This window comes from Methylocella sp. CPCC 101449, assembly GCF_031921685.1.
In the GTDB taxonomy this organism is placed as follows: Bacteria; Pseudomonadota; Alphaproteobacteria; order Rhizobiales; family Beijerinckiaceae; genus Terripilifer.
This window is the reverse complement of record NZ_JAPDHU010000001.1, coordinates 33,311-46,930: the sequence shown is the minus strand read 5'-3', so window position 1 is coordinate 46,930 and position 13,620 is coordinate 33,311. Positions and strand designations below refer to the sequence as shown.

The following is a 13,620-nucleotide window of genomic DNA, read 5'->3' as shown; positions in this document are numbered from 1 at the left end:
CAAAAAGCCCGCACAGGAGATCCTGGCGGGTTCAGACCAAATAAAAGGCCCGCGCGGATGTTTCCGCGCGGGCCTCGATTACCGGGATAACCCGATTATTTCTTCTGCGCGTTCTCGCGAGCCTTGAGCGCGGTGCCCAAGATGTCGCCAAGCGTCGCACCCGAGTCGGCCGAACCGAACTGGGCGATGGCTTCCTTCTCTTCGGCCATTTCCAGGGCCTTGATCGAGACGGTCACCTTGCGCGCCTTGCGGTCGAACACGGTCACGCGGGCATCGAACTTCTGGCCGACCGTGAAGCGGTCCGGACGCTGATCGCCGCGATCGCGGGCGAGTTCGTTGCGCTTGATGAAGGTCTGCAGATCAGTACCGACGATCTGCACTTCCAGACCGCCTTCCTTCACTTCCAGCACTTCACAGGTGACGACGGCGTTCTTGCGCAGTTCACCACCCTCTTCCGAGGCGCTGGTGGCGGCGACGAACGGGTCGGTGCCGAGCTGCTTGATGCCGAGCGAGATGCGTTCCTTCTCGATGTCGACGTCGAGCACCTGGGCTTTGACCACATCGCCCTTCTTGTACTCTTCGATGACCTGCTCGCCCGGGCGCTTCCAGTCGAGGTCGGAGAGGTGGACCATGCCGTCCACATCGCCTTCGAGGCCGACGAACAGACCGAACTCGGTCTTGTTCTTGACTTCGCCTTCGACGATCGAGCCCTTCGGGAACTTCTCAGCGAAGGCTTCCCACGGGTTCTGCAGGGTCTGCTTGAGGCCGAGCGAGATACGGCGCTTGACCGGATCGACTTCGAGCACCTGCACATCGACTTCCTGGCTCGACGCGACGATCTTGCCTGGATGCACGTTCTTCTTCGTCCACGACATTTCGGAGACGTGGATGAGGCCTTCGATGCCCGGCTCCAGTTCGACGAACGCACCGTAGTCGGTGATGTTGGTGACGCGGCCGTGGAAGCGGGCGTTGAGCGGGTATTTCGCTTCGATGCCCTGCCACGGATCGTCGAGGAGCTGCTTCATGCCCAGCGAGATGCGGTGCGTTTCGTGATTGATCTTCACGATACGTACGCGAACCGTCTGGCCGATGTTGAGCACTTCGCTCGGATGGTTGACGCGGCGCCAGGCAATGTCGGTGACATGCAGCAGACCGTCGATGCCACCGAGGTCAACGAACGCACCGTAATCGGTGATGTTCTTGACGGTGCCTTCGATGATCTGGCCTTCCTCGAGCTTGCCGACGATTTCGTGGCGCTGTTCGGCGCGGCTCTCTTCGAGGACCGTGCGGCGCGACACGACGATGTTGCCGCGGCGACGATCCATCTTGAGGATTTCGAACGGCTGCGGCTGGCCCATGAGGGGCGAGACGTCGCGGATCGGACGGATGTCCACCTGCGAGCGCGGCAGGAAGGCCACGGCGCCGTCGAGGTCGACGGTGAAGCCGCCCTTGACCTGGTTGAAGATGATGCCTTCGACCTTTTCCTTGGCCTCGAAAGCCTTTTCGAGCTTGACCCAGCTCTCTTCGCGGCGCGCCTTGTCGCGCGAGATGACCGCTTCGCCGAGCGCGTTTTCGATACGCTCGAGATAGACTTCGACCTCGTCGCCGACCTTCAGTTCCTGGTCGCGGCCGGGGCCGGTGAATTCCTTGATAGCCACACGGCCTTCAGTCTTGAGGCCGATATCGATGACCGCCACATCCTTTTCGAGGGCGACCACGATTCCCTTGATGACCGAACCTTCAAGGGCATCGCTCTCGCCAAAGCTCGAGTCGAGCATGGCGGCGAAATCTTCGCGCGACGGCGCAAAGCTAGACGACGTATTTGCCATTGTTTCTCCTGGGAGGTCCGGATCGCGTCTTGATTTTGGCGGATGAGCGGACCGAATTCGCCGGCTTGGGTTTGTGTTGCGGTTTGCTGTCTTGCGCCGGAGATCGCCCGTTTCCGGGTGAACCTCCGCCTGTCAGGCGGGCCGGCGAGGTGCCAGCGCAAAAGAGCGGTTCCGTTTCCGGGGCCAAGCCTCAAAAGAGCCCAACCTCGAAAACGTGGCTTATCTAACAGTTCGCCCAGGCTTTCGCAAGGAAGCCTGCGGCAAAAATGACCTGATTTCGGGCCAAAATGGCCCTCAAGGCTTCAAAATCGTCCGCAGCCTGTCGACCACCGGTTCCGGGGTGGCATAGATGCTCTCCAGCAGCTTCTGCATGTCCTCGCCCTTGGTCGGGGTCGGCGCCTCGCCCATGATCTTGGTGTATTCGGCCTGGTAATCCTTGTCCTGCATGACAGACCAGAAGGCGGCCCGCACCTCCCGTGCCCGCTCCGGTGGTAGGCCCGGCGGGGCGAGATAGGGCCGGGTGACCTCTTGCGGCGTCACCAGGATGCGCATCATCTGGCGATCCTCGTCGGTGCGCATCAGATCGAGCGCCAGCGGCACATCCTGGGCGTCGGGGTGCTTTTGCAGGGACAGTTGCACCAGGAAATTGATCTTTTTCTCGCGCAGCCAGTCCGGTTTGGAGGATTTCAGGCTCGAATAGCCCCAGCCGCAGCGCCCGTCGGTTTCGCCGCGTTCGATCGCCATGATGGTTTCCTGGGTGCCGACATAACCGGTGATGACCCGGAATTTCGTGCCGAGCGTGGCATTCAGCGCCAGCGGATAGATGTCGGTCGAAGAGGCCGCACCTGTGCCGGCCATGGTCGTCTCGCGCTTCTTGGCGTCCTCCAGCGTTTTCGTCTGCGACGTGTGGAAGGTGGCGCAGAAATTGACGTCGTGTTCCAGCGCGCCGACGGCGGTGAAGTCGCTCATTTTATAGGCGACCTTGCGGGTGGAGATCAGCGGCTCGATCAACGGCCCGGTGGCGAAAGCGCCGATCGTCGTGCCATCTCGGGGGGCGACCGAGAACAATTGCTCGACCAGCCGTACGCCGCCGGCGCCCGGCACGAGCTGGACCAGTACGCTCGGATGCCCCGGCAGATATTGCGCGATGTAGCGCGAGACCATCCGCGCGCCCAGATCGATGCCACCGCCCGCCGTGCCGCCGACATTGATGGTGAAGGTCTTGCCTTTGAAATAGCCGTCGCTTTGCGCCGCGGCGGGCAGGGCGGCGAGGCCCCAACCGATCGTAACAGCGGCAATGGCACACGTGCGCCCCCTCGAGCCCATGGTTTCCTCCTGTTTTGTTATAGTGCCGCGATTGTGCACGCCGGGCGGCGCGCGCCAAGCCCATAACCCCAGCTCTGCACAGACGCGGCCAAATCGGCTAAGCTTGCTGGATAGGAGGTTCGCCATGACCGTCGATCGCAGAGGACTACTCGGTCTGCTCGCTCTCGGCCTACTGCCGGCACAGGCGCTGGCGCAGGAGTTCAGCCGCATGACCGCCTATGCCTTTTCCTTTGCCGGTCTCAACGGCGGCGAAGTGCGGCTCGTAGACTATGCGGGCAAACCAGTGCTGGTGGTGAATACGGCGAGCTTCTGTGGCTACACCAACCAATACACGGCGCTGGAGGCGCTCTACGAACGCTATCGCGATCGCGGCCTCACGGTGATCGGCGTGCCGTCCAATGACTTCGGCGGGCAGGAACCAGGTGGCGCGCCGGAGATCACCGCCACGGTGGAAAGCTTCAAGGTGCAGTTCCCGATGACGGAAAAGTCCGTCGTCAAAGGGCCATCGGCGCATCGCTTCTACAGATGGGCGGCGAGCGAACGGCCGAAGGAAACGCCAGCCTGGAATTTCCACAAATTCCTTATCGGCCGCGACGGACATATCGTGGCGGCCTTTGCCAGCAACGTCGCGCCCGATGATCCGCAGATCATCGCCGCCATCGAACGCGAGCTGGCGGAGCCCGCCTCGAATTAGGCGCGCTCCGAGCGGCGTTCTGACTGAGAACATGATTGAGTTGAGCGCACATGGCAGGCGGCCTGAACAATAACACATGCGCACACCGCTTGCGCCGCTGGGAGAGGCTGATGTAGCTAATTCCGGAGCAGATAACTGCAAAGCAAAAATGATGGGAGGTTAACGCATGGCCCAGAAGGGACCGGCACTGAAGGACGTCGCCAAGGCGGGATCGCATAAGAGCGGCGTTGCCCTTGCGACGGCGCGCTTCGACGATAAAGACACATTGGTGCGCCCTTCAAATGCGCAGATGGGCTGGGCCTCGGATGCGATGGCCGAGATGCTGCGGCGTCTCGACCTGCGTTATATTGCATTGACGCCGGGCGCTTCCTATCGCGGTTTGCACGACAGTCTCGTCAACTATCTCGGCAATCGCGATCCGCAAATGCTCGTGTGCCTGCATGAGGAACATGCGGTCGGCATCGCTCAGGGCTATGCCAAGGTCACCGAGAAGCCGATGGCGGTCGCGGTCCACTCCAATGTCGGCCTGATGCACGCGACCATGGCGATCTTCAACGCCTGGTGCGCGCGCAATCCGATCGTCATTCTCGGCGCGACGGGACCGGGCGACGCCGACGAGCGGCGGCCGTGGATCGATTGGATTCATACGGCGAAGGATCAGGGCGCGCTGATCCGGCACTATACGAAATGGGACGACGAGCCGCGCTCGGCTGTTGCCAGCGTGGAATCGCTGACGCGCGCCTGGCAAATCGCCGCGACGCCGCCGTATGGCCCGACCTATGTCTGCCTCGACGTTGGCCTTCAGGAATCGAAGCTCGAGAAGGAGATGCAATTTCCCGATCTCGAACGCTTCGCGCCCGGCGAGCCGCCCGCACCTTCGGCTGAGGCGATCGAACGCGCCGCTAAACTGCTCGCCGAAGCCAAGCGCCCCCTCATCCTGATGGGGCGCGTGTCGCGCACCCTCGACGATTGGCAGGCCCGCATCGATCTTGCCGAGGCCATCGGCGGCGTCGTGCTCACCGACATGAAGACGTCAGCGGCCTTTCCGACCGAACATCCGTTGCACGTCATGGAGCCGCGGCACCGGCCCTCGCCCGAGAGCGCACGCTACGTCAAAGAGGCTGACGTCATCCTGTCGCTCGACTGGATCGACCTGCGCGGTTATTTCGTTCTCACCCTCGGCAAGGACGCGCCGGTGGAAGCGAAGGTCATCCATTGCAGTGTCGACGACTATCTGCACAACGGCTGGAGCATGGATCACTTCGGCCTGCCGCCGGTGGACCTGAAAATCCTGTCGACACCGGATCAGATGATCCGGCCGCTCACCGAGGCGGTGCGCAGACTGCGCGGAAACAGCGCCAAGACCGAACCGAAATGGCCGGTGCGGCAGGCCAAGCCGCTGTCGGCGCCGCGCACTGAGGGCATGATGAGCCTGCGCGACCTGGCGCTGGTGGTGCGCGAATTCTGCGATACCCGCGAGGTGACGATGGCCGGCTATTCGCTGGGATGGCCGGCGGATACGGTCAACTTCCGTCATCCGCTCGATTACATGGGGATCGATGGTGGCGGGGGTGTCGGCGCTGGTCCTTCCAATGCGATCGGCACGGCGTTGGCGATCAAGAATTCCGGACGTTTTCCCATGGCCGTCATGGGCGATGGCGACTTCGCCATGGGCTGCAACGCCTTCTGGACGGCGGCGCATATGGGCATTCCGCTGCTCGTGGTGATCGCCAACAACCGCGTCTACTACAACGACGTGGCGCATCAGGAACGGATGGCGGTGGTCCGTGACCGTCCAGTCGAGAACAAATTCGTCGGCCAGGAGATGGTGCATCCGGCCATCGATCTCGTCGGCTTGGCCAAGGCACAGGGGCTTCAGGGTGAAGGGCCAGTGGAATCGGCTGCCGCCTTCCGCGAAGCGCTTAAACGTGGCGAGGCGATCGTGAACGCGGGCGGCCTCTACGTCATTGACGCGCGTGTCGACGTCGGCGCGCCGGGCGAGGGTAATCGCGGCCACACGAGCGGACGCAAGGATTAGGAGCCAAGCGAATTCATCAAACAGTGGGAGGGGAGATGAAAGTTGCTCGCGGAATTTCGCGCAGGATCGTGATGGCGTGCGCGCTCTGTGTCTGGGTGTCGATCCCAGCCAAGGCCGATGCGATGCTGGAATTTTACAAGGGCAAGACGGTTCGTCTGGTCAACGGCGGTGCGGCGGGGTCCGGCTACGATCTCTATTCGCGCATGCTGGCGCCCTATCTCGAGCAGAAGCTTGGGGCAAAAGTCCTCGTCGATTCACGACCTGGTGCCGGCATGATGATCGCGATGAACCACGTGTGGATCCAGCCGCCCGACGGGCTGACGATCATGCTGGCGCCGGGCGAAGGCGCCGTTCTCGGCAAGCTCATCGACGACGTGGCCTTGCGCTTCGATCTGATGAAATACGGGCTGCTGGCGCGGGTGAACACGGCGCCGCGTGTGCTGATCGTCTATCCCAAGTCCAGCTATTACACCGTCGACGATCTGTTGAAGCAGTCGAAACCTTTGGAGATCGGCGCCAATGGCAAAACGGATGCGGCTTCCGACACGTCGGCGGTGATGTGCCATGCGTTGAAGCTGCAATGCAAGATCACGATCGGCTACAAGTCATCGGCCGATTTTGCGCTCGCCGCCGTGCGGGGCGAAGTCGACGGCACGGTGCTGGTGGAGGATTCGTCTGCCCGTTATGCCCAAGGCGGGCAATTGCGCGGCGTCTTGGTGACCGCGCGTGAGCGCTCGCGGCTGATGCCCGATGTGCCGACCATCTACGAAGCCGCCAAGCTCGATCAGGAGGCGCAATGGTGGCTCGATTTCCGCGAAGACATTCGCAAGATCGGCCGCATCCTGATCGTGCCGCCGGGCATGGATCAGGAAAAGCTCGCGTTTCTGCGCAAGGTCACGAAGGAAGTTCTGACCGATCCGGAAGCGCTGAAGGAATTCGAGAAACAGCAGCAGCCGGCGTTTTTCGGCGAGCCCGAGGAAATCTCCGAATTGATGCGCCGCAGTCTTGTCGGCCTCACGCCCGAGCGCCAGAAGGAAGTGAAGTACGTCATCGCGGATAAATATTATTAGCTTACATACCGAGCGCGTGCTGCATCACCTTGTGCATGACGCTCGGGAGCGCTTCGCCGGCGAGTTCGCCTTCGTCCATCCATTGCGCGCCGTCCGGCGCTGCCGTCTGGCGCGGCACTTCGCCGGTGTAAACCGTCAGCGCCAGGGAGAAATGAGTGAACACATGGTCGGCGCTGCCGATCTTGCGGCGCCATTTTGTCTCGATCGGCGCATGGGCCAGCGCCTCACTCTGTGCGAAGTCGGTACGCCATTCGCTGCCGGGAAATTCCAGCATGCCGCCGAGCAGACCTTTCGGTGGACGGCGGCGCACCAGCACTTTGCCGTCAGCCCGCCGCACATAAAAAATCGCGCCGGTACGATGCGGCCGTTCCACCTTCGGCGCTTTCACGGGAAAGCGCTGTTGCGTCCCCTCGGCACGGGCGATGCAGTGAATAGCTAATGGACAGAGCACGCAGGCCGGCGTCTTCGGCGTACAGATCGTCGCGCCAAGATCCATCATCGCCTGCGCAAAGTCGCCGGCCCGCGCATCGGGCGTGATCGTGTCGGCTCTGGCGCGAATGAGCGGTTTGGCTGAAGGCATCGGCGTGTCGATGGTGAAGAGCCGCGTCACCACGCGTTCGACATTGCCGTCGACGACAACAGCGCGTTGGCCGAAGGCGATCGCGGCAATGGCGGCTGCCGTATAAGGGCCGATACCGGGCAGGGCGCGCAGCGCTTCTTCGCTGTCGGGAAAGACGCCCGCATGCCGTTCGGCCACGGCGATCGCGCAGGCGTGCAGATTGCGCGCGCGACTGTAATAGCCCAGGCCTGCCCAGGCTTTCATCACCTCTTCGATGGGTGCGGCCGCGAGTGCCTTGACCGTAGGCCAAAGGCCTAAAAAGCGCTCGTAATAGGGCTTAACTGCCGTCACGGTGGTCTGTTGCAGCATGATTTCCGACAGCCAGACCGCATAGGGATCAGGCTTTTGGCCGGGCAGTGCGCGCCAAGGCAAGCGCCGACGATGCACGTCATACCAAGTGAGCAGATCAGCCGCGATGCTGGCGCTGCCTTTTTTCGATGGGCTTGCTGGAGGAACCATGCCATTGTTTAGAGCATTTCCAGGCACAGTGGCTAGTCGACCATACGCGCAATCCAGCGGAGAAAGAAAAATCATGCACAAGATCGACATCCCACAATCCGTGATCGACCGTGTGATCAAGCGGCGGGGGAAGGAACATATTCACGACGATCTGATCCCGTCGAAGACGGCACTCATCGTCATCGACATGCAGAACGCCTTCATGCCGCTGCCGGTGGCCCATGCGCCCTGCCAGATGGCGCCGAAAATCGTTCCCGCCATCAACAAGCTGGCGCAAGCCGTGCGCGAAACCGGCGGTATCGTCGTGTGGATTCAGACCGCCTGCACGGCCGGCGACAAGATCACCTGGTCCAATGCGCACAAGATGGTGACGCACGAGCGCGCCCTGATGCGCTTTTCGGCTCTCGAGCGCGGCTCGGAAGGCTATGCGCTGTGGCCGGAAATGGACGCCAAGCCCGAAGATCTTTATGTCGAGAAGCATCGTTTCAGCGCCTTCATCCACAATTCGTCCGATCTCGATGCGATTTTGCGCGAACAGGGCGTCGATACGGTGTTGATCACCGGAACGGTGACGAATGTCTGCTGCGAGTCGAGTGCGCGCGACGCGATGATGATGAACTACAAGGTCGTCATGGTGTCCGACGGCAATGCCGCCGACAACGATGACGAACACAATGCCACTTTGCGATCGATCTATCTGACCTTTGGCGACGTGATGGATACGGCCATGTTGGTCGATCTGTTGAAACAACGCAGCAACATCCGCACCGCCGCCGAATAAGAGGCGGTGCGACAACGCATGGGAGGCGGCAATGGCGGTCAATCCGGTGCCCGAGGACTATGCGGGGGGCGTGCCCGGTCTGTGCGTCGATAGAGGCGCGCAGGCCGTCGAAGTTTACAAGCAGGCATTTGGCGCTGATGTGACCATGCGCTTCGACGAGCCGGACGGCCGTCTCGGCCATGCCGAACTTCTGATCGGCAAGGCCCGTTTCTCGGTCTCCGACGAATTTCCCGAATACGGCGTGGTCAGCCCGAAAACGCTCGGCGGCTCGCCCGTTTCGCTGCACATTTACGTGCCCGATGTCGATCAGGTGGCCGAGCGCGCGGTGGCCGCCGGCATGACGCTGCTGCGGCCGGTGGCCAACGAATTCTATGGCGATCGGGTTGCCCGATTACAGGATCCTTTCGGTCATCGCTGGATCATCGCCAGCCGCATTGAAAACCTCACCGTCGACGATATGTATCGCCGCGCCGGCAGGTCCGACTAGAGCGTTTTCAAGCGAAGTGGGCACCGGTTCGGGTGAAGAAAACGCATCAAAACAAGAGTCCGAAGTCTTTCACCGTTTCAGGGAAACGGTGAAAGACCTTAGGGGGCGGGCGGGGCGGCCGCATCATTGGCAAGTGCGGCCTTGAAAGCGTCGGCGAAGCGGGTGAGTTCTTGTCGCTCGGCGTCGGTGACCATCAAGAACGTAAAGGCCGCATGGCGCCAGGGCAGAACGTGAAAGCCGGCATCATCATCCGCCTGGCGTGAAGTAACGTCGCCGGGAAGGGCGGTCACGCTCACCACATGGGCGCCGACGCGATAGACCAGGACGGGCGCCGGGGCGCTATTCACCACGTCGATGCGGGCACCGAGAAGAGGGAAGCCTTGGGTCGCAAGGTCCGGCGTCGGTGGCGAAATGGCGATCCGCGTATCGAACCAGGGGCGGACGTTGTGCCGGTCGTTCGAGGCGACGTCGACGGGCGTTCCGGCGAGAAGGGCACGCCGATGGTTGGCGATGAGGGCTTCATCGACGCCCGGCGCGCGGCGCTGAAGGATGAGATAAGTAGCGCTGCCACCGAGGCCAATGCCGATGGCCAAGGCCGCCGCCATCTTCATAAAATCGCGTCGCTGCGCCCGCGCGGGTGTCGCGATCGCTGCGCCTGTGGCCGCCTGCAATCGGGCACGCAGCGCGGGCGGCGCCGATGTGCGGGGCATCCGCGTTTGCAGTGCGCGGCGCAGCGCGAGGTGACGTTCATAGGTCGCGGCGAGCGCGGGGTCCCCCGCAAGCTGGTGTTCGAAGGCGGCTTGGCTGGCCGCATCGAGCTCGCCGTCGAGAGCGGCCTGCAACGTCAGGTGCGGATCAAGAGGCCTGTCGTTCATGACATCTCCTTCCCGATCCGCTCGATCAACAGAGCGCGGGCGCGGGCCAAACGCGACATCACCGTGCCGACGGGAATGTCGACGATGCTGGCGATTTCGCGATAGCTGAGGCCGTTGAATTCGCGCATGACCAGCGCCTCTCGAAAGGGCGCGGGCAGGGCGTCAATGGAGGCCTGGAGAAGCGCTGCATCGGCTTGGGCGATCATCTGGGCCTCCGGTGTCAGGGTTTCCATCACTGTGGATGCGTCACGCGCGGCGCTTTCCAGATCATCGGTGAGCACCAAAGTTTTTGGGCGATTGCGCGCCAGCCAAGTGAATGTCGTGTTGCGCACGATCGAGAATAGCCAGGCGCGTGCATTGCCGCCGCTATAGTGCTCGATGCCGTTCAAGGCGCGCAGACAAGCGTCTTGCACCACATCCTCGGCATCCGTCGGATTGCCGGTCAACCAACGCGCGAACACGAAGGCATCGTCGAGATGGGGCATCACCACCTCGCGGAACAAGCGGCTGCGGGTCTCGTCGGTCAAGCGCGCACAGGAGGCATGCGAACCTCTCACGGTGTCACGATGATCCTCCCCTTCATATGGGGATGCAACCCGCAAAAGTAATCGTAGGTGCCAGGCGTTGCGAAGGTGAAACGGAACGTGTCCGTGGTGTCGAGGGCGCGGGAATGCACCTTGCCATCGGTGGTCACCACCGAATGGGGAATGTCGTCGTCATTGCTCCAGATCACCACGGTGCCGGCTTTGACGTTGAGCGTGTCCGGCGTGAAGGAAAAGTTTTCGATCTTCACGGTGGCCTCATCGGCCCGAACGCGTTGCGTCAGCAAGGGCAAAAGAACGGCGGCCGCGCACAAGCGGCGGCGATCCAAATCGATGGTCATGAGATGTCTCCAATATCCGGATCGATCAGGCTTTCAGCGCGCTGTCGATGATGGCGAGCGGCTCGCTGCCGCGTTTGACCGTGATCGCCGTGGTGCCGAGCACGCTGCCCAGCCGCTCATCCGCCACTTTCATCGGGCCGGGCGAGGGCGCCGTTCCGGGTGCGGGTTGCGGAAAGGCGGTGGAGCGCGCGGTATGGAACGTCACCGCGCCTTCGACCTTCTGCATGATCTGGTGAATATGGCCGTTGAGCACGGTCACCGAACCGAAGCGTTTGACGAGGGCGAGAACCTGCGCCGCGTCATCGGTGCCCCAACCCCAATCCGCATAGACGGTCCACAGTGGAATATGCGCGAAGATCACCAGCGGCGTGGAAGCGCTTCTGTCCTTCAAATCCTCCGTCAGCCAGGCGATCTGGGCCGCGCCAAGCGAGCCCATGCCGCCCGCCTTGAGATCGGCGACATTGACGAGGCCGACGAAATGCACGCCGTCGTGATCGAAGGCATACCAGCCGCTGCCTTGCGCTTTCTGCCTTCGGCCGAAGCGGTTCATATAGTCTGCGCCGCGTCCTTCATCGACGATATCGTGCTCGCCGGGCACGTAATGAACATCGAGCCGTGCGCCAGCGATGATCTTTTCGGCGTCGTCGAATTCTTCCGGTTTCGACAGATGGGAAATGTCGCCGGTGTGGATCATGAAGGCGGGTTTCGTCGCCATGCCGCCGACCTTGCCGATGGCCTCCTGTAAGGTCGCGAGCGGATTGGGATTGGCCGCCTGTTTGAAACCGATATGGCTGTCGGAGATTTGCAGGAAGCTGAAGCCGGTCGCCGCCTGCGCCTGGGCGGTTTCCATTCCCAGCACGGCGGAGGTCTGCGGCACGCCGCCGACCAGGGTCCACAACACGCCGCTGCCCGCCCACACCATGCATTCGAGCGTGCGGCGCCGATCGATGGAACTGTTATCCTGCGCCATGGTGATCTCCTTCACATCAGGGGCGACGTGAAGGAGACTCGCGGGAGGGTAAGTTTATTCCCGCGCTCTCTCGAATTTTTTGATGAACAGCGGGAATGACGGCGATGGGACGGTGGCTCGGCCCACGACTTTGCGTGGCCGGCATGTTAGGATAGGGCCATGGTTTCCGCCCCTCGCAAACGCAATTTTCCCCGATCGCTCGGCGAGTTCGTGCCGCAGGCGATCAATCCGGTCGTCGCCAAACAGGGGTTTGGCGAGGCGGACATCTTGTTGCATTGGCCTGAGATCGCTGGCGCGCGCCTGGCGGCGGTGAGCGAGCCGCTGCGGCTGCAATGGCCGGTCCGCCCGCCTGGGCGCTCGCCCGATGCTCCGCCTGAGCCGGCCAGCCTGATTCTGCGGGTGGAGGGGGCTTTCGCCCTCGAATTCCAGCACGTCGGCCCGCTTCTGGTCGAACGGGTCAATGCCCGCCTCGGTTGGCGCTGCGTCGGCCGGGTGGTGCTGAAACAGGGGCCTGTCCGGCGGGAAGGCGCCGGGCGTCGCAAGGTCCTCCCGCCTGGGCCAGTGGAACAGCAGCGGGCGGCCGCGGTAACGCAAGGCATTGATGACGATGATCTGCGCGGGGCGCTGAATCGGCTTGGCGCCCGGGTTTTTCAACCGCAACGCGCGAAAACGTGAGAAAAAGTCTATAAGTTTGCCTTGCTGGCCCGTCGCCAGCTTGCCACATTCGGCACTTAGCCCATCTCGGCTCCTCCTTTCTCACAGGAATGGTTCAGTTCATGTCTGTCACACTTCGCAAAACCCGCCGTCAGGTTCTTGAGGGCGCCGCTGTTGGTTCGGCCGCGCTCCTCGCCGCGAGCCTGCTCCCCTCGGCGGCCTTCGCGCAAAATGTGCCGTCGGCTGAGCTGATGAAGCCCGGCGCGCTGCCCGACATCTGGCAAGGCGACGAAAAGGCCCCGGTCACCATTATCGAATATGCGTCGGCGACCTGCTCGCATTGCGCGCATTTCCATGAGACGACATATAAAGAGTTGAAAACCAAATATATCGACACGGGCAAGGTGCGTTTCACCATGCGCGAATTCCCGTTCGATCCGCTGGCCCAGGCGGGTTTCATGCTGGCGCGCTGCTCGGGCGACGATAAGCGCGATGCGGTCGTCGGTCTGCTGCTGGCGCAGCAGAAGAACTGGGCGATGTCGGACAAGCCGTTGCAGGGCCTGATGACCTTGATGCGCCAGACCGGCATGTCGCAGGAGACGTTCGAGAGCTGCCTGAAGGACCAAGCGCTCTATGACAATATCGGCAAGGTGCGCGATCAGGGCGCGGAGAAATTCTCCGTCAATTCGACGCCGACCTTCTTCATCAACGGCACTCGCCTAGTCGGCGCGGTCTCCCTGGAGGAGATGGAAAAGCTCATTCTGCCCTCCCTGAAGAGCTGAGAATCGCATAAGTTCCTGCACCGCAGCCTCCAAACGGCCTTTTCTCACAGGAAAATTGGCCAGAATCAGAGGCTGCGTCTTGCCTGTTACGAGCCTTTATGACGGCTTAGAGGCAGGGATGCGCCCTGCGGCCGAATCGTTCAACGGACAGGC

Annotated in this window: 14 protein-coding genes; 7 read left to right on the top strand and 7 right to left on the bottom strand. The window is 62.2% G+C overall.

From position 1 onward, the window contains the following. Nucleotides 1–95 precede the first annotated feature (95 nt). Both rpsA and OIM99_RS00205 read right to left on the bottom strand, forming a co-directional pair. Nucleotides 96–1,829 (bottom strand): 30S ribosomal protein S1, encoded by a 1,734-nt coding sequence (gene rpsA, locus OIM99_RS00210; protein ID WP_311848272.1) that lies wholly within the window; start codon nucleotides 1,827–1,829, stop codon nucleotides 96–98. 294 nt (nucleotides 1,830–2,123) lie between these two features. Then, nucleotides 2,124–3,155: a hypothetical protein gene (locus OIM99_RS00205; protein ID WP_311848271.1), complete on the bottom strand. Its 1,032-nt coding sequence runs from the start codon at nucleotides 3,153–3,155 to the stop codon at nucleotides 2,124–2,126. Nucleotides 3,156–3,279: 124 nt separating this feature from the next. On the opposite strand from OIM99_RS00205, the gene OIM99_RS00200 reads away from it, so the two are divergent. The 3 genes from OIM99_RS00200 (at nucleotide 3,280) to OIM99_RS00190 (ending at nucleotide 6,957) form a co-directional block, all read left to right on the top strand. After that, a complete protein-coding gene (locus OIM99_RS00200) occupies nucleotides 3,280–3,849 on the top strand; it encodes a glutathione peroxidase (protein WP_311848270.1) in 570 nt (189 codons plus the stop codon). Between the two features lie 166 nt (nucleotides 3,850–4,015). Beyond that, nucleotides 4,016–5,887 carry a thiamine pyrophosphate-binding protein gene (locus OIM99_RS00195; RefSeq protein WP_311848269.1) on the top strand — a complete coding sequence of 624 codons (1,872 nt, stop codon included), beginning with the start codon at nucleotides 4,016–4,018 and terminating at the stop codon, nucleotides 5,885–5,887. Nucleotides 5,888–5,922: 35 nt separating this feature from the next. Beyond that, a complete protein-coding gene (locus OIM99_RS00190) occupies nucleotides 5,923–6,957 on the top strand; it encodes a tripartite tricarboxylate transporter substrate-binding protein (RefSeq protein ID WP_311848268.1) in 1,035 nt (344 codons plus the stop codon). Nucleotide 6,958: 1 nt separating this feature from the next. Here the strand turns inward: OIM99_RS00190 and mutY are convergent, their stop codons facing one another. Beyond that, nucleotides 6,959–8,035: an A/G-specific adenine glycosylase gene (mutY, locus tag OIM99_RS00185; RefSeq protein WP_311848267.1), complete on the bottom strand. Its 1,077-nt coding sequence runs from the start codon at nucleotides 8,033–8,035 to the stop codon at nucleotides 6,959–6,961. 73 nt (nucleotides 8,036–8,108) lie between these two features. On the opposite strand from mutY, the gene OIM99_RS00180 reads away from it, so the two are divergent. Together OIM99_RS00180 and OIM99_RS00175 are read left to right on the top strand one after the other, a co-directional pair. Continuing rightward, nucleotides 8,109–8,816, top strand: a complete 708-nt coding sequence (locus OIM99_RS00180; RefSeq protein WP_311848266.1) for an isochorismatase family cysteine hydrolase — start codon at nucleotides 8,109–8,111, stop codon at nucleotides 8,814–8,816. Between the two features lie 31 nt (nucleotides 8,817–8,847). Further along, nucleotides 8,848–9,303 carry a VOC family protein gene (locus OIM99_RS00175; protein WP_311848265.1) on the top strand — a complete coding sequence of 152 codons (456 nt, stop codon included), beginning with the start codon at nucleotides 8,848–8,850 and terminating at the stop codon, nucleotides 9,301–9,303. Nucleotides 9,304–9,401: 98 nt separating this feature from the next. Here OIM99_RS00175 and OIM99_RS00170 read toward each other — a convergent pair whose 3' ends face one another. The 4 genes from OIM99_RS00170 to OIM99_RS00155 are packed head-to-tail and all read right to left on the bottom strand — an operon-like array spanning nucleotide 9,402 to nucleotide 12,031. Then, the gene (locus tag OIM99_RS00170) at nucleotides 9,402–10,178 is read right to left on the bottom strand and encodes a twin-arginine translocation signal domain-containing protein (protein WP_311848264.1); all 777 of its coding nucleotides are present in this window, start codon (nucleotides 10,176–10,178) and stop codon (nucleotides 9,402–9,404) included. Further along, the gene (locus OIM99_RS00165; protein WP_311848263.1) at nucleotides 10,175–10,735 is read right to left on the bottom strand and encodes a sigma-70 family RNA polymerase sigma factor; all 561 of its coding nucleotides are present in this window, start codon (nucleotides 10,733–10,735) and stop codon (nucleotides 10,175–10,177) included. Before OIM99_RS00165 ends, OIM99_RS00170 begins: the two co-directional genes overlap by 4 nt. Further along, nucleotides 10,732–11,061 carry a cupredoxin family copper-binding protein gene (locus OIM99_RS00160; protein WP_311848262.1) on the bottom strand — a complete coding sequence of 110 codons (330 nt, stop codon included), beginning with the start codon at nucleotides 11,059–11,061 and terminating at the stop codon, nucleotides 10,732–10,734. Before OIM99_RS00160 ends, OIM99_RS00165 begins: the two co-directional genes overlap by 4 nt. A 25-nt stretch (nucleotides 11,062–11,086) precedes the next feature. Next, a complete protein-coding gene (locus OIM99_RS00155; protein WP_311848261.1) occupies nucleotides 11,087–12,031 on the bottom strand; it encodes a metallophosphoesterase in 945 nt (314 codons plus the stop codon). A gap of 159 nt (nucleotides 12,032–12,190) precedes the next feature. Here OIM99_RS00155 and OIM99_RS00150 point away from each other — a divergent pair, with 159 nt between their 5' ends. Together OIM99_RS00150 and OIM99_RS00145 are read left to right on the top strand one after the other, a co-directional pair. Continuing rightward, nucleotides 12,191–12,706 (top strand): DciA family protein, encoded by a 516-nt coding sequence (locus OIM99_RS00150; protein WP_311848260.1) that lies wholly within the window; start codon nucleotides 12,191–12,193, stop codon nucleotides 12,704–12,706. Between the two features lie 101 nt (nucleotides 12,707–12,807). After that, nucleotides 12,808–13,467 (top strand): DsbA family protein, encoded by a 660-nt coding sequence (locus OIM99_RS00145; RefSeq protein WP_311848259.1) that lies wholly within the window; start codon nucleotides 12,808–12,810, stop codon nucleotides 13,465–13,467. The last annotated feature ends 153 nt before the right edge of the window (nucleotides 13,468–13,620 follow it).